At 57.6% G+C, this 20,024-nt stretch carries 16 protein-coding genes; 5 read left to right on the forward strand and 11 right to left on the reverse strand.

Annotated features, from left to right (window positions below; genetic code table 11):
- Positions 1-148: 148 nt before the first annotated feature.
- The 10 genes from AB4N91_RS11550 to AB4N91_RS11595 all read right to left on the reverse strand — a co-directional run bounded on the left by AB4N91_RS11550 (position 149) and on the right by AB4N91_RS11595 (position 11,529).
- Positions 149-1,621, reverse strand: coding sequence for a mannitol dehydrogenase family protein (locus AB4N91_RS11550; protein WP_460112470.1), 1,473 nt, complete (start codon positions 1,619-1,621; stop codon positions 149-151).
- 15 nt (positions 1,622-1,636) lie between these two features.
- Positions 1,637-2,740: an ABC transporter ATP-binding protein gene (locus AB4N91_RS11555; RefSeq protein WP_077747830.1), complete on the reverse strand. Its 1,104-nt coding sequence runs from the start codon at positions 2,738-2,740 to the stop codon at positions 1,637-1,639.
- Positions 2,741-2,899: 159 nt separating this feature from the next.
- On the reverse strand, positions 2,900-3,730 hold the full coding sequence (locus AB4N91_RS11560; protein ID WP_007936731.1) for a carbohydrate ABC transporter permease: 831 nt from the start codon (positions 3,728-3,730) through the stop codon (positions 2,900-2,902).
- 10 nt (positions 3,731-3,740) lie between these two features.
- Positions 3,741-4,667, reverse strand: coding sequence for a carbohydrate ABC transporter permease (locus AB4N91_RS11565; protein WP_077747832.1), 927 nt, complete (start codon positions 4,665-4,667; stop codon positions 3,741-3,743).
- A gap of 182 nt (positions 4,668-4,849) precedes the next feature.
- Positions 4,850-6,160: an ABC transporter substrate-binding protein gene (locus AB4N91_RS11570; protein ID WP_460112471.1), complete on the reverse strand. Its 1,311-nt coding sequence runs from the start codon at positions 6,158-6,160 to the stop codon at positions 4,850-4,852.
- A 296-nt stretch (positions 6,161-6,456) separates the two neighbouring features.
- Positions 6,457-7,362 (reverse strand): AraC family transcriptional regulator, encoded by a 906-nt coding sequence (locus tag AB4N91_RS11575; RefSeq protein WP_077747836.1) that lies wholly within the window; start codon positions 7,360-7,362, stop codon positions 6,457-6,459.
- Between the two features lie 81 nt (positions 7,363-7,443).
- A complete protein-coding gene (locus tag AB4N91_RS11580) occupies positions 7,444-8,331 on the reverse strand; it encodes a PI-PLC domain-containing protein (protein ID WP_010460458.1) in 888 nt (295 codons plus the stop codon).
- 189 nt (positions 8,332-8,520) lie between these two features.
- Positions 8,521-9,387: a PI-PLC domain-containing protein gene (locus tag AB4N91_RS11585; protein ID WP_077747838.1), complete on the reverse strand. Its 867-nt coding sequence runs from the start codon at positions 9,385-9,387 to the stop codon at positions 8,521-8,523.
- Positions 9,388-9,535: 148 nt separating this feature from the next.
- Positions 9,536-10,828: a glycosyltransferase gene (locus AB4N91_RS11590; protein ID WP_154911674.1), complete on the reverse strand. Its 1,293-nt coding sequence runs from the start codon at positions 10,826-10,828 to the stop codon at positions 9,536-9,538.
- A 341-nt stretch (positions 10,829-11,169) separates the two neighbouring features.
- The gene (locus tag AB4N91_RS11595; RefSeq protein ID WP_010460453.1) at positions 11,170-11,529 is read right to left on the reverse strand and encodes a response regulator; all 360 of its coding nucleotides are present in this window, start codon (positions 11,527-11,529) and stop codon (positions 11,170-11,172) included.
- Positions 11,530-11,787: 258 nt separating this feature from the next.
- On the opposite strand from AB4N91_RS11595, the gene AB4N91_RS11600 reads away from it, so the two are divergent.
- The 5 genes from AB4N91_RS11600 to AB4N91_RS11620 all read left to right on the forward strand — a co-directional run bounded on the left by AB4N91_RS11600 (position 11,788) and on the right by AB4N91_RS11620 (position 18,332).
- Positions 11,788-15,279: a response regulator gene (locus tag AB4N91_RS11600; RefSeq protein ID WP_010460451.1), complete on the forward strand. Its 3,492-nt coding sequence runs from the start codon at positions 11,788-11,790 to the stop codon at positions 15,277-15,279.
- A complete protein-coding gene (locus AB4N91_RS11605) occupies positions 15,279-16,112 on the forward strand; it encodes a CheR family methyltransferase (protein WP_010460449.1) in 834 nt (277 codons plus the stop codon). Before AB4N91_RS11600 ends, AB4N91_RS11605 begins: the two co-directional genes overlap by 1 nt.
- A complete protein-coding gene (locus tag AB4N91_RS11610) occupies positions 16,109-16,702 on the forward strand; it encodes a chemotaxis protein CheB (RefSeq protein ID WP_145307630.1) in 594 nt (197 codons plus the stop codon). The genes AB4N91_RS11605 and AB4N91_RS11610 overlap by 4 nt, the downstream gene beginning before the upstream one ends.
- A complete protein-coding gene (locus AB4N91_RS11615; protein WP_010460446.1) occupies positions 16,696-17,877 on the forward strand; it encodes a hybrid sensor histidine kinase/response regulator in 1,182 nt (393 codons plus the stop codon). Before AB4N91_RS11610 ends, AB4N91_RS11615 begins: the two co-directional genes overlap by 7 nt.
- A gap of 77 nt (positions 17,878-17,954) precedes the next feature.
- On the forward strand, positions 17,955-18,332 hold the full coding sequence (locus tag AB4N91_RS11620) for a response regulator (protein WP_145307628.1): 378 nt from the start codon (positions 17,955-17,957) through the stop codon (positions 18,330-18,332).
- 30 nt (positions 18,333-18,362) lie between these two features.
- Here AB4N91_RS11620 and AB4N91_RS11625 read toward each other — a convergent pair whose 3' ends face one another.
- The gene (locus AB4N91_RS11625) at positions 18,363-20,015 is read right to left on the reverse strand and encodes an ATP-binding protein (protein WP_154505554.1); all 1,653 of its coding nucleotides are present in this window, start codon (positions 20,013-20,015) and stop codon (positions 18,363-18,365) included.
- Positions 20,016-20,024 lie beyond the last annotated feature (9 nt).

Below are 20,024 nucleotides of genomic sequence, written 5' to 3' on the forward strand. Positions count from 1 at the left end.
TGGATCGTCAGGTTCGACATTTAGGTTGTCGGTCAGTCCGTCATCGCGGGTAAGCCCGCTGCCACAGGGGATGTTTAGTCATGTTCGACAACGATCCAATGTGGGAGCGAGCCTGCTCGCGAAGACGGCAGCATTGTCACCGCCGCATTTACGCCAGCACCCGCTCCAGCGTCCGCGTCACACCCACCTCCCGCAAGCTGTTACAACACCATTCAAACGCCGCCACAAACGCCGGAGAACGGGGAATCGCCGTACCAAAGATCTCCTCAACCTGCAGCAACCGCTGGGTCATCAACGCATCATCGGCCACCAAGTCCTGGCAGAACGCCGCCCGCGGATCGGGAATCGAGTAAGTGTCTCCATTCTCATCCACCCCCTTCAAATACAACGCCCAGGCTGCCACCACCAGCGCGGCACGCTTGGTCTCCTGGCCATCGGCAATCAGGCGATTGATCGTCGGAACGGTGAACTTGGGAAACTTCGACGAGCCGTCCGAACACACACGCTCCAGCTGATCGGCGATGGCCTGATTGGAGAAACGCGCCACCAGCGTGTTCTTGTAATCCGTCAGGTCAATGCCCGGCACGGGCGACAGTTGCGGGGTGACGTCCAAGTCCATGTAGGCACGCATGTAGCGCACAAACAGCGGATCATTCATGGTCTCGTGCACGAAGCGATAACCCTTCAGAAACCCCAGATACGTCAGGGCCAAATGACTGCCGTTGAGCAGTTTGATCTTCATCTCTTCATACGGAGTGACATCGTCGGTGAATTGCACGCCGACCTTTTCCCAAGCCGGACGCCCGTTGACGAACTTGTCTTCCAACACCCACTGCACAAAGGGTTCGCAGACCACCGGCCAGGCGTCGTCGACGCCATGTTTGTCGTGCAGTTGCAGCTTGTGTTCGGTGCTGGTCATTGGCGTGATGCGGTCGACCATCGCGTTGGGGAAGCTCACGCTGTTGGCGATCCAGTCACGCAGATCGGCATCGCGCAACGCGGCGAAGGCCAACAAGGCTTTGCGGGTGACGGCGCCGTTGTGCGGCAGGTTATCGCAGGACATCAAGGTGAAGGCCGGCGTGCCGGCGGCGCGACGTTTGGCCAGCGCGGCGCAGAGGAAGCCGAACACGGTTTTCGGTGCGTTCGGGTTGGCCAGGTCGTGCTGGATTTGCGGCAGGTGCGCCATGAACTCGCCGTTGCTGTCGTCGATGCAATAACCGCCTTCGGTAATGGTCAGCGAGACGATGCGGATCTCTGGGCTGGCGAGCTTGTCGATCAACACCTGCGCGCCGTCTTCGGCCAACAGCATGTCGCGAATCGCGCCGATGACCCGGACTTCAGTGTCGTCGCTGTCGCCCAGTTCGAACAAGGTGAAGAGGTAATCCTGCTCTTTCAGATCGTCCCGGGCGCGACGGTCTTCGGCGCGCAGGCCGACCCCGCAAATAGCCCAGTCCAGGCCTTCTCCGGTATTCATCAAGGCGTCGGTGTAATACGCCTGATGGGCACGGTGAAAACCTCCGACGCCGATGTGGGCGATGCCTTGGCGCGTATCGCTCAGGGCGTAGGCCGGCAGGGCCACTTCGGGCGCGAGGCGGTTGAGGTTCTGTTGGTTGAGTTTCATCACAGGCTCTCTAAATCAGGCCGCTGCACGCAGCGGGCGGGTGAGCGCCACGCCGTCGGCATCGAATAAATGGCAGTGTTCGGCGTCCAGGTGCAGGCTCAAGGCTTCGCCGTAACGGCTGGCAAGGTCGCCACGAACGCGCATGGTCAACGCTTCGCCGGAAGCGGTGACGACGTGGCAGAAGGTGTCGCTGCCCAGGCGTTCGCTGACGTCGGCGGTGACCTGCAAGGTGCAGTCGCCGGTTTGCGCGAGGTTGAGGTGCTCCGGACGAATGCCCAGGGTCACCGCGCCGCCGACGTTCAGTTGGGCACCGCTCAGCGGCAGGGTGATGCGGGTGCCGGCGTCCAGCAGGACTTCACAGCTTTGGCTCTCGACTCGGGTGACTTTGCCTTTGAGGAAACCCATTTTCGGCGTGCCGAGGAACCCGGCGACAAACAGGTTGGCTGGCTGGTGGTACAAGTCCAGTGGCGAGCCGACTTGCTCGATTTTGCCGCCGTTGAGGACGACCACTTTGTCGGCCATGGTCATCGCTTCGACCTGATCGTGGGTCACGTAGATCATCGTCGCTTGCAGGTCTTTGTGCAGGCGCAACAGTTCCAGGCGCATCTGCACGCGAAGCGCGGCGTCGAGGTTGGACAGCGGTTCGTCGAACAGGAAGATTTTCGGGTTGCGCACGATGGCGCGGCCGATTGCGACACGTTGACGCTGGCCGCCGGAGAGTTGCTTGGGCTTGCGCTCAAGCATTGGCCCCAGTTCGAGGATGCGCGCCGCTTCACCGACTTTCTTCTCGACTTCAGCCTTTGGTACGCCGGCCAGATCAAGGGCAAACGACATGTTCTTTTTTACGGTCATGTGCGGGTACAGGGCGTAGGTCTGGAACACCATCGCCAGGTCGCGTTTGGCCGGGCTGACTTCGGTGATGTCGCGACCGTCGAGTTCAATGGTGCCGCCGCTGACTTCTTCCAAGCCGGCGATCAGGCGCAGCAGGGTGGATTTGCCGCAGCCCGACGGGCCGACGAAGACCACGAACTCCTTGTCGTTCACTTCCAGGTCGATGCCTTTGATGATGGAAAAGCCTTCGAAGCCTTTTTGCAGATTCTTGATTTTCAGGTTGGCCATGATGATGGGCCTCCACGTGTTGTTATTCAGTTGAGCCGGGCGGGCTTTTCTGTGGGAGCGAGCCTGCTCGCGATTGCGGTAAGTCAGATGCATTAATGCTGCATGACACTCCCTCATCGCGAGCAGGTTCGCTCCCACAGGGATTTGCATGTCGGCAGGTCATTTCACAGCGCCAAACGACAGGCCGCGGACCAATTGTTTCTGGCTGATCCAGCCAAAAATCAGGATCGGCGCACAGGCTAGGGTCGACACCGCCGACAACTTGGCCCAGAACAAGCCTTCGGGGCTGGAGTACGAAGCGATCAACGCGGTCAGTGGCGCGGCTTTCGACGAGGTCAGGTTCAGCGACCAGAACGCTTCGTTCCAGCACAGGATCAGCGACAGCAGCACGGTGGAGGCCAGGCCTCCCTTGGCGATCGGCAGCAGCACCCGGACCATTTCCTGCCAAAGCGTGGCACCGTCGAGGCGCGCGGCTTCGAGGATGTCTTTGGGGATGTCCTTGAAGTAGGTGTAAATCATCCAGACCACGATCGGCAGGTTGATCAGCGTGTAGATCACAATCAGCGCGATGCGCGTATCGAGCAGGCCGAAGCTCTTGGCCAACAGGTAGATCGGCATCAGCACGCCCACCGGCGGCAGCATCTTGGTGGAGAGCATCCACAGCAGCGTGCCCTTGGTGCGCTGGGTTTCGTAGAACGCCATGGAGTAGGCCGCCGGCACCGCGATCAGCAGGCACAGAGCCGTAGCGCTGAACGAAATCACCACCGAGTTCCAGGCGAAGCTGAAGTAATCGCTGCGCTCGTTGATGTGCAGGTAGTTCTCCAGCGTCGGCGTGAAGATGAACTGCGGCGGCGTGGCGAACGCGTCGATTTCGGTTTTGAAACTGGTCAACACCATCCAGAAAATCGGGAAGAAGATCAGGATCGCGATGGCCCAGGCCAGAGTGCCGAGCAGCAGGCTTTGCAGGCGGCGGGATTGTTGAAGAGTCATGGCGCAGGCCTCAGGCTTTGTCTGTCAGGTTTTTGCCGATCATGCGCACCAGCACGATGGCCGCGATGTTGGCAATCACCACCGCGATCAACCCGCCGGCGGACGCCATGCCGACGTCGAACTGCACCAGCGCCTGGTTGTAGATCAGGTACGCAAGGTTGGTCGAGGCATAGCCGGGACCGCCGTTGGTGGTGGTGAAGATTTCGGCGAACACCGAGAGCAGGAAGATGGTTTCGATCATCACCACCACCGCAATCGGCCGTGCCAGGTGCGGCAGGGTCAGGTGCCAGAAAATCGCGATCGGCCCGGCCCCGTCGAGGCGTGCGGCTTCTTTCTGTTCCTGGTCGAGGGATTGCATAGCGGTCATCAGGATCAGGATCGCGAAGGGCAGCCATTGCCAGGACACGATTATGATGATCGACAGCAGCGGGTAGTGCGCCAGCCAGTCCACCGGCTGTGCGCCGAACAGCTTCCAGACGTAGGCGAGAATCCCCGACACCGGATGGAAAATCAGGTTCTTCCAGATCAGTGCGCCGACGGTGGGCATGATGAAAAACGGCGAGATCAGCATCACCCGCACGATGCCGCGACCGAGGAATTCGCTGGCCTCCAGCAAGGCACTGATCAGCACACCCAGTACCACGCTGATTAGCAGCACGCTGCCGACCAGCAACAGGGTGTTGGTGGCGCCGGGCATGAACCCGGAGTCAGTCAGGAAGTAGGTGAAGTTCTCCAGCCCGACGAATTCGTTTTCGCCGGGATAGAGAAGGTTGTAGCGGATCATTGAAAAGTAAACGGTCATGCCCAGCGGCACGATCATCCACAGCAGCAACAACGCCACCGAGGGGCTGACCAGAAACCAGCCGGGATTGGCCAATCGGCTTTTACGCACCGGTTGGGGGATGTCCATGTGAGCTTTGGCAGTTGAAATATTCATGGCGATCACTTGCTCGAAATGCGGCGAGACCCTGTGGCGAGGGAGCTTGCTCCCGCTCGGCTGCGAAGCAGTCGTAAATCCGGAAAATGCGGTCTGTCTGATGAATCGCGTTTCCCGGATTTGGGGCCGCTAGGCAGCCCAGCGGGAGCAAGCGCCCTCGCCACAATTTGGATGGCTAGGGGTTATTTGGGATAACCGGCGCGTTTCATCTCACGTTCGGTGGTTTGCTGGGCCGCCGTCAGTGCCTGGTCGACCGTGGTCTGGCCAATCAGCGCCGCCGAGAACAACTTGCCGACTTGGGTGCCCACCGCCTGGAATTCAGGGATAGTCACCAACTGGATGCCGATGTAAGGCACCGGTTTGAGGGTCGGTTTGCTCGGGTCCGCCGCTTTCAGCGATTCCAGCGTGACCTTGGCAAACGGTGCGGCGCTCATGTAAGCCTCGCTGTAGGTCGAGGCCCGAGTGCCGGGCGGCACGTTGGCGATACCGTCTTTTTCGGCAACCAATGCGCCGTATTCCTTGGAGGTGGCCCAGGCACTGAAGGTTTTCGCCGCGTCCTTGGCCTTGGAACTGGTCGGGATCGCCAGCGCCCAGGAATACAACCAGGCTGAACCTTTGTCGGTGGTCTCATGCGGCGCATAAGTAAAGCCAACGTGCTCGCTGACCTTGCTTTGGTTTTTGTCGGTGACGAAGGAACCGGCAACGCTGGCGTCCACCCAGATCGCACACTTGCCGCTGTTGAACAACGCAAGGTTTTCGTTGAAGCCGTTACTGGAGGCACCCGGCGGGCCGGATTTCTTCATGGTGTCGACGTAGAAATTCAAGGCGTTTTTCCACTCAGGGCCAGTGAATTCCGGCTTCCACTGCTCATCAAACCAGCGTGCCCCATAGGCATTGGCGACGGTGGTGATCAGCGCCATGTTCTCGCCCCAACCGGCCTTGCCACGCAGGCAGATGCCGTACTGTTCTTTGTCTTTATTGGTGAGCTTGCTGGCGAATTCGCCGATCTGGGTCCAGGTCGGGCGCTCGGGCATGGTCAGCCCGGCGTCCTTGAACAGGTCGGTGCGGTAATAGGTGATGGAGCTTTCCGCGTAAAACGGCAGGGCGTAGAGCGAGCCCTTGACCGAAAGGCCTTCACGCACCGAAGGGAACACATCGTCGAGGGCGTAGGTGGCCGGCAGATCCTTCATCGGCTCCAGCCAGCCCTTGGCGCCCCAGAGTGCGGCTTCGTACATGCCAATGGTCAGCACGTCGAACTGCCCGCCCTGGGTGGCGATGTCAGTGGTCAGGCGTTGGCGCAGGACGTTTTCTTCCAGCACCACCCAATTGAGCTTGATGTCCGGATGCTCGGCCTCGAAGGTTTTCGAGAGCTTTTGCATGCGGATCATGTCGCTGTTGTTGACGGTGGCGATGGTCAGCGTCTGAGCGCCAAGACTGACGCTGCTGAGGGTCATGCAGGTGAGGGCAAGCAGAGCTTTTACAGAAGGTTGCATCGTGCACTCCTTTTCTGCACCCGATGGGGGACAGAAGGACAGTTATTGTTTTTGTGTCTTCCGAGGGCAGGAAGAATGTGCACTGATTACAGCCTTCAATTGAGGATGTGACAAATCATCCGTCGCACTTGAATCGATACTTTTTTGCACTGGGATTAATGGGGGGAGATACAAGGACAGGCTTCACAGAGGTGAACAGTCATCGATTTTGTACAGGTTTTCTGGCTCCTTCGCGGGCAAGCCTCGCGCTCCTACAGGTATGGCGTATGGCCCAGAACGACCTGTGACCAAGACGTTCAGGCCAGATTCTGTTCGGTCAGCCGCTGTACCGCCAGCCGCCGGTAATGCGAGGGCGTCATGCCCTTGAGCTGTTGGAACCGCCGATTGAAGTTGGAAATATTGTTGAAACCCGATTCGAAACACACATCGGTCACCGGTTTGTCGCCATCGGCCAGCAACTCGCAGGATTTGCTGATGCGCAGGCGATTGACGAACTCGATGAAGCAGCGCCCGGTGGCTTGCTTGAACACCCGACTGAAATACGTTGGCTTCATGCCTAAATGCTCGGCGACTTCCTCGAGCGGCAGGTCCCGGGCGTAATGCGCAAAAATGTAATCCACCGCCCGGTTGGTGCGATCGATATTGTGTTCATCCGCCAGTTGCGGCGTGGTGGCACCCGACAGCAACTGAAAATCGTCAGAAGCCGCGAGCAGCTCCAGCAGTATGAAAAAGTGCCCGAGCCGGGTGACGCCTTTAGTGTCAGCGATGCGTTGCATCAACGTCATGGCCTGGCGGATGGTGCGCTTGCAACGAAATTCGATGCCGTACTGCGCGCGCTCCAGCAGTGGCGCAAGGGTCTTCAGTTCTGCGAATACCTGATGACCGCTCTCGAACAATTCATCCGTGAAGTTGACCAGCATGTCGCGCTTGGGCACTACCTCGTCTTCGGCCACCTGGCTGATCCAGTTGTGAGGCAGATTCGGGCCGGTCAAGAACAGGGTTTCCGGGTAGAAGTTGCCAATGTAATCGCCGATGAACACCTTGCCGGAACTGGCGACGATCAGGTGCAGCTCGTATTCCTTGTGGAAATGCCACCGCACCAACGGGCAGGGAAATCCATGCTGGCGATAGATGATCGACAACCCGTTGTGGTCGTCCATCAGTTCGTAGGAAGGATCGGTGACTCTTGCGGTTCGGGTCATGTCAGGGCGCTTTTTATTATCATTGCGCCCTGATCATGCCTCTTTCCAGGCCCCTAATGCCAGTGTGCAACGTTCCGTGTGTCAGCCCGGTGTCCGCTCATGCAACGCATGGCCGTAAACCGCTTTCATGCTGTTGGCCGTCCAGCAATAACGAACGATCTCTGATTCGTCGAAAAAGTCGGTATTGATGATGCTGCAGCGCGTGACCCAGTCCCGGGTGGGATTGAACCAGTCATTGATCTGGGTTTTGATGTCCTGAGGCCCTCCCAGAAACGCGTAGCTGGTGGCTGATAACGACCATAGAAACGTTTCGTACGGCGCGTCTTCGAGTGCGCTGGAAACATGGTTTTGCAGATCCTCGGTATCGGTAAACCGTTTGTTTATCCACTTGTGCGGGATGCGCGGCCAGAAGTAATCCTCATCCAGTTCCCGCCGTCCATGCGCCGCCAACACCACCCGGCGGCGGGAACTGATCCGCTTCAGTTCGCCGATGGTTTTTTCGGCGTCGCCGGGGGGGATCACTCGCTGCCCGAGTCGACTCACCAGAAGATCGTTGAGTTTCTGATAATCAAAGGGTTTGGACCCATCCGCGAGTTGGTGGAAATCCAGCACGATGAACTCATCGGGATTGCGGTCAAGGAACGCTGACACGTCTGTCATCAGTTCATCGAGGACCCGATGGGACTGGTATCCGTTGTGGTGAAAATAGAAAATCGACTGGTCCGCGCCCTCGGTGTAACCCAGGCGGATATCAAAGGCCCGGGCACCGTTGGACAGTTGCCAGGCAAATGAACCGTTTTGACACGTCGTCCAGTTGCCGATAACCACATCATAATTGGGTGCCTGTTTATCCATGCCGGCGTTATGGGCGCCCGGCCAGACGATATCGGTCAATTTTAATCGATGGATATCCAGGACGTTACTCATCCACTTTTGTTTGTCTAACGTGCCCGCTGTGTTTTGGGTCATGACAGTTCCTTGTCGTTGACGCGCCCCCTCCGTGGGGCGACGAAATTCATGTATCAGAGTTGGCTGCACGCCACACCTGTGTTGATCGCCCTGCGCAGAAAGGCTTTCATGACCCAGCATAGAAGTGAGTAAGAGGATTTCCAGTCATGGAAACAGTTACACATAGATAGCCGTTTAATGGCACGCCGATTAGTTGGCTCGTTTGGCGGCTTTATATACGTTTGCGGTTCGGCAATAGGAAACAATTTGCGACTCTTCAATGAAGTCAACATTGATGATGTTGCACTTTGCCGCCCAATCACTTTTTTCCGGGTCGAACCAGGCATTGAGTTCATCATGAATATCCACGGGGCCACCGAGGGCGCTGTAACTCGCTGCCGAGAGCGACCATGGTGCCCATGTGCCTGGCGGGTAGGTCAGGACGCTCGTAATGTGCTTCTCCAGATCGGCGGCGCTTGTGATGCCGCTGCCAGACCATTGGTGTTCAATCTGTTCAAGGAACACGTTTCGATCAAGCTGCCAATGCCCAGGGGCTGCGACCAGAAGCCTTTGCTCAGAACTGATTTGCTTGAGTTGTTGCAGGCTCAGAGAACGGTTTCGAGTGGGAATTATCTGGTGCCCCATAAGATGGATCATCATGTTGTTGAAGAAAGTGTAATCAAACGCATCCCCTTTTAGTTCGTGGAAGTCCAGGACAATGAATTCATCGGGGTTCTCGTCAAGAAACTGCCTCAGGTCGGTAAACAAGTTCCCCAAGGTACGATTGTTGCGGTAGCCGTTGTGATGCATTCGGAATTTTCCAAGCCCCGGTTCCTTGGCGTCAAATACGAGTCTGATATCCAACGCTCGAGAGCCTTTGCACAGTTGCGAGTAAAACGATTGGTGCTGACAAGCCAGCCAGTGGGCGCCTGGAATAAGCGGCCAAGAGGCTTTCCAGTCGCTGCCAGCGTTATGGGTGCCCGGCAGGGTCAATTCGCAGAGTGACAACGTGTCAATGGCCGGCGTGCTGGCCATCCAGTTGTTAAGTGTCAGGTTGTTTTGAACAATGGTAGTCATTTAATGCATCCTTGCATCAAGTGGTAAGTTAGATAAATGCCGCCGGATAAGTTTGTCTGAATCTAATCCGGCGAGTTATTTATAAGATGGGGTGTGAAAGGGGTCAATAAGCGTGACGATGCAAAGTGTGTAGCGATAGTGTCGATAGTTAGTGAGTGCGGTTTTTTGCTTCAATCCATTGCGCCATATACTGCGTACTTTTATGGTGGTGATGACGCAACATGCTGCCGGTAAAGTTATCCGTTCTAAGTTGGGCGAGACGTTGTTGGCAGTCTATTAATTTTTCGATAAGTGCCGGGCCATGTTCGGCTTGTCTATAACGATTGGCCAGCAACACCTGCCCTCTGGATTGGGCGTCCGTCCAGAGTGCTTCATCCTTGTACAACCGCACCGCATCATCGGCGAACTCCCGTGCCGTCCGGGCCACGGCGCCAGGCCAGGGATGCTGGCCGTGCATTGCTTCTGCGCCGATAGGCGTTGTGACTGTAGGCGTGCCACACAGCATGGCGTCGATGATCTTGCCCTTGATGCCCGCGCCGAAACGCAGCGGTGCCAGGCACACGCGCGCCGCCGACATCACTTGCAAGGCGTCTTCCGCCCAGTTCATGACATGGAACCCTTGGGCCGCGTTATGCAGCGCAGTGGCCTTGGGCGGCGTGTAAGCGCCATAGATGTGCAGTTGGGCGCCGGGTAGTTGTTCGCGGATCAACGGCCAGATCGCCGTTTTCATCCAGAGCACCGCATCCCAGTTCGGCGCATGTCGAAAGTTACCGATGCTGAGAAAGTGCACCCGATCTTCAAAGGCAGCCGCCGGCACGCTCGGCGGTTCGACCATCAACGGGCACCAGTGCAGCAAATTGCGCGGCATCTTGAACTGCTCGACCAGCAACTCGATTTCCACTTCAGAGATCATCAGGTTCAAATCGCAACGATACAGCGCGGCCATTTCCCGTTTGGCCAGATCGGTATCGGCCATCAAGTCAAACTCTTCGCGCAATGCCGGTGCGAACAGGTCAGTGAAATCATTGTTATCGTCGCTGGTCTTCAAGCGATCCTTGAGACGCTGATGTCGGGCGTGCCGCAGGCTTTGCAGATCCGAAGTTTCAAGCACTCGCAAGGCGGCGGGGCAGTGTTTCTCGACACGCCAGCCGAATTGCTCTTCCATCATGAATTGATCAAACAGCACGATATCCGGGGCCAGTTGGCTGACGAAGTCGTCGAAACTGCTGTTGTTCAATTCGATCGGGACTTCGCGAATGCCTAGCGCCGTCAGATCCGCGCGATGTTCACCGGTACCGGCCGGACTGCTGAAGGTAATATCCCAGCCTTGTTTCAGAAACGTATCCAGAATCTGCATCACATGCCCACTGGCGGCCGAAGAGCGGGGCTCGGGCCAGACGTAACCAATGACGAGGACTTTGGTTGCGCGGGGCTGATTCATGAACGGTATTTCCTTGACTCGGGATGAGGGCTGAGTGACGCGAGAGGCGCGGGATTTAACCATATCTGGCCGCAAGGGATCACGACGTCGATGGAATGTTCTGCCATCCAGGGCGGCCTGTGCAACCGGTGGTGGGCAGGCTAAGGCTATGGAAAACGTGCTCAGGTTTATCCGCACAGGTCCGGTAGCAAGGTTGTTAGTGTGATGGATTGTTTCAATAAACAGGGAAGGCGCATTGATTGCTCAAGTGCAGCAGGATCATTTATAGGCAGCTAAGGTTTGCCGTTGATACGGCAAACCATTTTTTGGAAAAAGTGCGCCTAAGAAAATGTAATGAATGATTAAGCAAGCATGCCTTTGACCTTGTCGCGCAACTTATCAATCGAAAACGGCTTGCCGATCACTTGCATGCCCGCAGGGAGCTCGATGCTCTCGGCATAACCGCTGGCGAACAGGATCGGCAATTCATGACGCAGCATCCGCGCCTGTTTCGCCAGTTCTCTGCCATCCATATCCGGCAAACCCACATCGGTCATCATCAAATCGATGTGCTGGTCCTCATCGTTTAGAAACTCCAGCGCCTTTTTGCTGCCATCGGCCTCAAGGACCTTGTAGTCCAGTTCCTCCAGTACATCGACGATCAGCATGCGCACGATGTCATCGTCTTCTACTACCAGGATGGTGGACGGGGTGGAGGACATAAGAGGGCTCTCAAGGTAAATTCAGGGTCGCAGGTCGATCGAAATCGCCGGGCTCTATCATGAGTAAGTGGCAGATCCCGACAAGTTCCCGGCGTTGTGCAAAAAAGAATAGCTGTACAAGAGACGGCAGGATAACCGCTCCTTAGATCGATCGCAGCTAAATGCGGGTATTTGCCCGGATCGGCCGCAGAAAGTTGGATCAATGTGCCCGTTTTGGGGCAAACTCCCTGGTTTTGAACAGTTCGACAAGGCCTCCCCATGACCCCTGCGTCTTCGGTTGATGAGCAACGATTCCGTAAACTCCTGAGCCGCAACATCAGTCTGCCGTTGGGCGTTGGTGTGCTCAGCGCGGTGTTCTTTGTCTCGCTGATCACTTACCTGCTGTCGGTAATCCAGTGGGTCGAGCACACTGACCGGGTGATCAATAACGCCAATGAGGCGGTGAAACTGACCGTTGATCTGGAAACGGGGATGCGCGGCTTTCTGCTCAGCGGCGATGAGCATTTTCTCGACCCTTACGAAACGGCCAAGCCGAGAATCGCGGTCGCGCTCAATACTTTGCTCGAGCTCACGGCCGACAATCCGGTTCAGACCGATCGTCTGCGCCGACTCCAGGCCTTGCAGGTTGAGTGGGCCAACTATGCGCAATCCATGATCGAGTTGCAGCGCACCAACGGTGATTATCGCGGTGCTGTCAAAGCTGGGCAGGGCAAACGGCTGACCGACGAAATCCGCAAGCAATTCGAAGACGTGATCGACATGGAGCAGCAGTTGCGCACCACGCGCAACGAGGAAGTGCGCCGCACCACGATCTGGAGCATCTCCCTTTACCTGCTGTTCATCCTCGGCATCAGCGGTTTGCTGGCCTATATCGGTCGTCGCGATTTGCTCAACCTGTCCCAAAGCTATAGCGCCAACCTCGCCGCACAACAGGCCAGCGCCCGGCGCCTGGAACAGCAAGCGTGGCTGCGCAACGGCCAGACCGAACTGGCCGAGCAGGTGCTGGGGCAACTGTCCCTGAATCTGTTGGGGCGCAACATCCTGCAGTTCTGCGCGCAATATCTGGGCACTGCGGTCGCTGCTATTTATGTGCGCGAAGAACATGGCGGCCTCAGACGAATAGCGTCCTACGGTTTTTCTCGCGAGCAGGAAGAGCGCGACCAGCAGATCTACAGCGATGAAGGGATTGCCGGCCAGGTGGCGCAACAGGCTCGCCTGATCCGTCTCGATGACGTGCCAAGCGACTATTTCAAAGTCAGCTCCGGTCTGGGCGAAGGCCTGCCGCGTAGCGTGCTCGTGGTGCCCACCAGCGACGATGATCGGGTTAATGGCGTGATCGAGTTGGGTTTCCTGCGCCCCTTGGACGACCGCGACGTCGAATTGCTCGAGCTGATCGCCGGCAACATCGGCACGTCAATCGAGGCCGCTCGCTACCGTCAGCGTTTGCAGGAAGTGCTGGCCGAAACCCAGCAGCTCAACGAAGAGCTGCAAGTTCAGCAAGAAGAACTCAAGACCGCCAACGAAGAGCTCGAAGAGCAATCGCGGATTCTCAAGGAGTCCCAGGCTCACCTGGAAACCCAGCAAGTCGAGTTGGAGCAGACCAACGAACAACTCGCCGATCAGGCACAGATCCTGGCCGATCAGCGTGATGCGATGGACTTGAAGAACACCGAGCTCAACCAGGCCCAGGCCCAGCTTGAAGAGCGCGCCGAAGAATTGCAGCGATCGAGCAAGTACAAGTCCGAGTTCCTCGCCAACATGTCCCACGAACTGCGCACGCCGTTGAACAGTTCGCTGATCCTGGCCAAGTTGCTGGCGGAAAACCCTCAGGAAAATCTCAGCGCCGAGCAGGTGAAGTTCGCCGAGTCGATCTACTCCGCCGGCAATGACTTGCTCAATCTGATCAATGACATTCTCGATATTTCCAAGGTCGAGGCCGGCAAGCTGGAAATGCGCCCCGAGAACACCAGCGTTGCGCGTCTGGTGGACGGACTGCGCGGAATGTTCGAGCCGATGGCCGCTGACAAGAAGCTGGAGTTCGAGGTCGACGTGCAGCCCGGTTCGCCGATGATGCTGTTCACCGACCGCCAGCGTCTGGAGCAAGTCGTTAAGAATCTGCTGTCGAACGCGGTGAAATTTACCGAAAAAGGCATCGTCAGCCTCACGGTGGCGTCCCAGCCGAACGACGGCATCGCCTTTATCGTCCGCGATTCCGGGATCGGCATCGCCGCCGACCAGCAGGACAGCATTTTCGAAGCCTTCCGCCAGGCCGACGGCACCACCAATCGCCGTTATGGCGGCACGGGGCTAGGCCTGTCGATTTCCCGCGATCTGGCGGCGTTGCTGGGCGGTTCGATCAGCGTCACCAGCGAGCCGGGGCAGGGCAGTGTGTTCACCCTCGTGCTGCCGCAGCAATACGTAGAACCGGGTGATGCGCCCCTCGCGCCGATGCAGGCTACCCCGGTCGCCGCAAAACCTAGGGTGACAACGCCCGCGCTGGTGCCGCTGATTGCCGAAGTCGACATTCCACGTTTCGATGATGACCGCAGCAAGGCGCCATTCACCACCCGTTGCATCCTGGTGGTGGAAGATGAGCCGAATTTTGCAAACATTCTCTACGATCTGGCCCACGAACTGGGTTACCAGTGCCTGGTCGCTCACGGGGCCGATGAAGGCTACGACCTGGCCAAGGAGTTCATTCCCGACGCCATTTTGCTGGACATGCGCCTGCCGGACCATTCCGGGCTGACCGTATTGCAGCGTCTGAAAGAACATGCCGAAACCCGCCACATTCCGGTGCATGTGATTTCGGTGGAAGATCGGGTCGAGGCGGCCATGCACATGGGCGCGATCGGTTATGCGGTCAAGCCGACCACTCGCGAAGAACTCAAGGACGTGTTTGCCCGCCTCGAGGCCAAGCTGACCCAGAAGGTCAAACGGGTGCTGCTGGTCGAAGACGATGATTTGCAACGCGACAGCATTGCTCGCCTGATCGGCGACGAGGACATTGAAATCACCGCCGTCGGCTTCGCCCAGGAAGCGCTCGACCTGCTGCGCACGACCATTTTCGATTGCATGATCATCGACCTGAAGCTGCCGGACATGCTCGGCAACGATCTGCTCAAGCGCATGTCCACCGAAGATATCTGCTCGTTCCCGCCGGTCATCGTTTACACCGGACGCAACCTGACCCGGGACGAAGAGGCTGACCTGCGCAAGTACTCGCGCTCGATCATCATCAAAGGCGCTCGCTCACCCGAGCGTTTGCTGGATGAGGTCACACTCTTTCTGCACAAAGTCGAATCCAGGTTGTCCCATGAACGCCAACGGATGCTCAAGACCGCGCGCAGCCGCGACAAGGTCTTCGAAGGCCGCAAAGTGCTGCTGGTGGACGACGATGTACGCAACATCTTCGCCCTGACCAGCGCTTTGGAGCAAAAGGGTGCAGTCGTGGTCATCGGCCGGAACGGTCGTGAGGCGATTGAAAAACTGAATGAAGTCGAGGACATCGATCTGGTGTTGATGGACGTGATGATGCCGGAGATGGACGGTTTCGAAGCCACCATCGAGATCCGCAAGGACCCGCGCTGGCGCAAGCTGCCCATCATTGCGGTGACGGCCAAGGCCATGAAGGACGATCAGGAGCGCTGCCTGCAAGCCGGCTCCAACGATTACCTGGCCAAGCCCATTGACCTGGATCGCCTGTTTTCGCTGATTCGCGTGTGGTTACCGAAGATGGAACGCATTTAGTGGAACGCATTGAAACAGTGGCGCGTAACAGCGAGATCGAATTGCGGTTGTTGATCGAGGCGATCTACCTCAAGTACAGCTACGACTTTCGCGATTATTCCGGCGCTTCGATCAAGCGCCGGGTCAATCATGCGTTGGCGCAATTCGAGTGCAATACCATTTCGGCCCTGCAAGAAAAGGTGCTGCACGATCCGACCGCGTTCATGCAGTTGCTGCAATTGCTGACGATCCCGGTCAGCGAAATGTTTCGCGATCCTTCGCATTTCCTCGCGATCCGCAAGGAAGTCGTGCCACTGCTCAAGACCTATCCGTCGATCAAGATCTGGATCGCAGGTTGCAGCACGGGTGAAGAAGTCTATTCGATGGCAATTCTGCTGCGCGAAGAAGGCTTGCTCGATCGCACGATCATCTACGCCACCGATATCAATCCGCGCTCGCTGGAGAAGGCCAAACAGGGGATTTTCTCCATGGAGAATGTCCGCGCCTACACTCACAACTACCAGCAGGCCGGTGGCCAGCGTTCGTTCGCCGACTACTATACGGCGGCGTATGGCTACGCGATTTTCGACAAGACGTTGTGTGAGAACGTGACGTTCGCCGATCACAGCCTGGCGACGGACAGCGTCTTTTCAGAAACGCAATTGATTTCGTGCCGTAATGTTTTGATTTATTTCAACAAAAAGCTTCAGGATCGCGCGTTCGGTTTGTTCCATGAATCCCTTTGTCACCGGGGATTCCTGGTGCTGGGCAGTAAGGAAACTCCGGATTTTTCCGCCTTCGGCAACCAGTTTTCGCCCTTGGTCAAACAAGAACGGATTTACCGTAAATCATGAACAATGCAGCGGATTTGCCTTCGATAGAAGCTATCGTGATCGGCGCTTCGGCCGGTGGGGTGGAGGCATTGCTCAACATTCTCAGTCCGTTGCGTAAAGGTTTCATGCTGCCGATCATCGTAGTCCTGCACCTGCCCGACGAGCGCCGCAGCCAACTGGCCGAAGTCTTTGCCCGCCGGGTCTCCATGCCTGTCGAGGAAGCTGGCGACAAAATTGATGTGGCAGCCGGAACGTTGTATTTCGCCACTCCGGGCTATCACTTGTCAGTGGAGCAGGACCGCAGTTTTTCCCTGAGCCTTGAGGATCGCGTGCATTACTCGCGGCCTTCCATTGATTTTCTGTTCGAGTCGGCGGCCGATGTCTATGGCCCAGGCCTGGCGGCCGTGCTGCTGACTGGCGCGAACCGTGATGGCGCACACGGATTGGCGCGGGTCAAACGTCGTGGCGGCCTGACCATCGTGCAGGACCCGGACGAAGCCCAGGTCGCGACCATGCCTCGGGCGGCGCTGGATTTGCACTGCCCTGACCACATTCTCCCAATACGCGGCATCGGCCGTCTGCTTGTCGAGCTGGAACGAATAGCATGCTAAGTAACATCCAAGCCAAATTGCTGATTGTCGACGATCTGCCGGAGAACCTGCTGGCACTTGAGGCGCTGATCAAGCGTGAAGACCGCATGGTCTACAAAGCCTTGTCCGCCGACGAAGCCTTGTCGTTGCTGCTGCAACACGAATTCGCCATGGCCATTCTCGACGTACAGATGCCGGGCATGAACGGCTTTGAACTGGCCGAGTTGATGCGCGGTACAGAGAAGACCAAGAACATCCCGATCGTGTTTGTCAGTGCCGCAGGCCGCGAGCTGAACTACGCGTTCAAGGGTTACGAAAGCGGGGCCGTGGACTTCCTGCACAAGCCACTGGATATTCACGCCGTCAAAAGCAAGGTCAACGTCTTCGTCGACCTCTACCGCCAAAGCAAGGCGATGAAGCAACAGGTTGAAGAGCTGGAGCAGGCTCGCCGCGAGCAGGAAGCGCTGCTCAAGCAGTTGCAGACCACCCAGAATGAACTGGAGCAAGCGGTGCGCATGCGCGATGACTTCATGTCGATCGTCGCCCACGAAGTCCGCACGCCGCTCAATGGCCTGATCCTCGAAACCCAGCTGCGCAAGATGCACCTGGCCCGGGACAACGCGTCGGCGTTCACCCTCGACAAGATGCACGCCATGGTCGACCGTGACGAGCGGCAGATCAAAAGCCTGATCCGTCTCATTGAAGACATGTTGGATGTGTCACGCATCCGCACCGGCAAGTTGTCGATCCGCTCGACCAGATTTGACCTCGTGCAGTTGGTCAGCAACCTGCTGCAAAACTTCGCGCCGCAAGTTGACGCCGCCGAGTGTTCCGTTGCGTTTACCGCCGAGCAGCCAGTGGTCGGCAATTGGGACGAATTTCGTATCGAACAAGTGATTTCAAATCTGCTGACCAACGCCTTGCGTTATGGTGGCAAGAGCCTGATTGATGTCAGGGTCTACAGTCACGAGGGTCAGGCACGGGTCGAAGTGCAGGACCGCGGGATCGGTATCAGTGAAGAAAACCAGAAGCGCATTTTTCAACAGTTCGAACGGGTGTCAGCCAAAACCGTGGTCGCGGGGCTGGGACTGGGGCTGTTTATTTCCGAGCAGATCGTCGCCGCCCATGGCGGCTCCATCGCCGTCGAGAGCAAGATCAACGAGGGCGCCTTATTTCGCGTTTGTCTGCCGTTGTAGGAAAACAGCCGGATAAACGCAACCTCTGATCGACCCCATGGTCGTATCAGCAGCTATTGACCGAACAAAGGCTTCCCATGAGTGAAGATGCACAAGATGTAGTACTCATTGTCGAGGATGACCCCTCGATTCTGATGGTATTGTCCGCTTACTTGTCGGGTGAGGGTTACCGGGTGCTGCAGGCCGAAAACGGCGAGCAGGCCTTCGAAATATTGGCGAGCAAGCCGCACCTGGACATGATGATCACTGATTTTCGCCTGCCTGGCGGCATCTCCGGCGTGCAGATCGCCGAGCCTGCCGTAAAGCTGCGACCAGAGCTCAAAGTGATATTTATCAGCGGTTATCCGCAGGAGATCCGCGAGACCGACAGTCCGATCACGCGCAAGGCGCCGATCCTCGGCAAGCCATTCGATCTGAACGTGTTGCAAGAGCTGATGCAGGACATGCTGTCGTAAACAGCCCCGAAGCCCCCGTCATGGGGGCTTTCAGATTCGGATCATCTCCCGCACCTTGGCCGTCAACAGGTCGAAGGTGAACGGTTTGGTGATCATCTGCATGCCAGGGTCAAGGAATCCACCGCGCACCGCTGCGTGTTCGGCATAGCCGGTAATGAACAACACTTTCAGATCAGGCCGGTACTGCCGACCGATTTCCGCCAGTTGCCGGCCATTCATCCCTGGCAATCCCACATCGCTGATCAACAAATCGATACGCTGGCCGGAATCGAGAATCGGCACCGCGCTGTCGGCATCGCCTGCTTCGACGAAGGCGTAGCCCAACTCACTCAGTACCGCGCTGACCAACACCCGTACCGCCGGATCATCCTCGACGATCAGCACGGTTTCTCCGTCCTGAGCATGAGGCGCGTGTGCGATGTCGATCAGCGTGTCCTCGACTAGCGCACCGTTGTAGCGCGGAAGATACAGGCTCACCGTCGTACCGTTGCCCACTTCACTCTCGATGGTGACGTGGCCGTGGGATTGCTTGCTGAAACCGTAAATCATCGACAAGCCCAAACCGGTGCCCTGGCCGATCGGTTTGGTCGTGAAGAACGGATCAAAGGCTCTGGTGATGGTGCCTTCCGGCATGCCGCAGCCAGTGTCGGTCACGCGCAGCACGACGTAATCACCCGGTTGCAGGTTGCTGTGAACCTGCGTGAAACCTTTGTCCAGATGCTGATTCGAGGTGTTGACCACCAGTTTCCCGCCTTCGGGCATGGCGTCGCGGGCGTTCAGCACCAGGTTGAGGAGGGCGCTTTCGAGTTGGTTGGGGTCGGCCTCGGCCACCCACAAGTCCTCGCTCAACTGCATGTCCAGCTGAATGCTTTCGTTGATGCTGCGCTGCAGGAGCTCGCCCATGGACACCACCAGGGTATTCATTTTCACGGGTTTTGAATCCAGCGACTGGCGTCGGGAAAACGCCAGCAGACGATGGGTAAGACCGGCCGCGCGATTGGCCGAGGTCACCCCCAGATCGATCAGGCCGTCCAGGTCATCGGTGCGACCTCGGGCCAGGCGTCGACGTAGCAACTCGAGGCTGCCGATGATGCCGGTCAACATGTTGTTGAAGTCGTGGGCGATACCACCGGTGAGTTGGCCGACAGCCTCCATTTTCTGCGACTGTCTGAGGGCTTCTTCGTTATGACGCAGTTGGGCGGTACGTTCCTCGACCTGTTGTTCGAGGGTTTCCAGCGTATTTTGCAGACGCAGTTCGCTTTGGCTCAGGTCAATCAACCGGTCCCTGGCTTCATACTGCCGTCGTCGCCCACGCAATGCGGTAGTGACCAGGCTGATCAATGTCACCGGATGAAACGGGCGCTCGAGGAAGGTCACGTTGCCCAATTGTGGTCCGAGACGTGACGCGGGGTTTTGTTCCGGCCCGCCGTGGTGGGTCAACAGTACGATCGGCAGGTCTGACCAGGCCGGTTGTTCCTCGATCAAGCCCAGCAGCGGTTCGAGGTCGCAACCCAGCAAGGCTTCCGAAGAAATCAACAACAGGCCGGCACCTTGTGCCAGCTCGCTGCACAGCGTGACCAGATCCCGTGTCACAAGACCTTCGAATCCCGCCTCGTTAAGCATCATCAGTGCAATCTGGCTGTCACGTCCCAGCGGCGCGAGAATAAGCGCGCGCTCGGACATCGCCTCGAC

Source organism: Pseudomonas sp. H3_D04 (genome assembly GCF_054669175.1).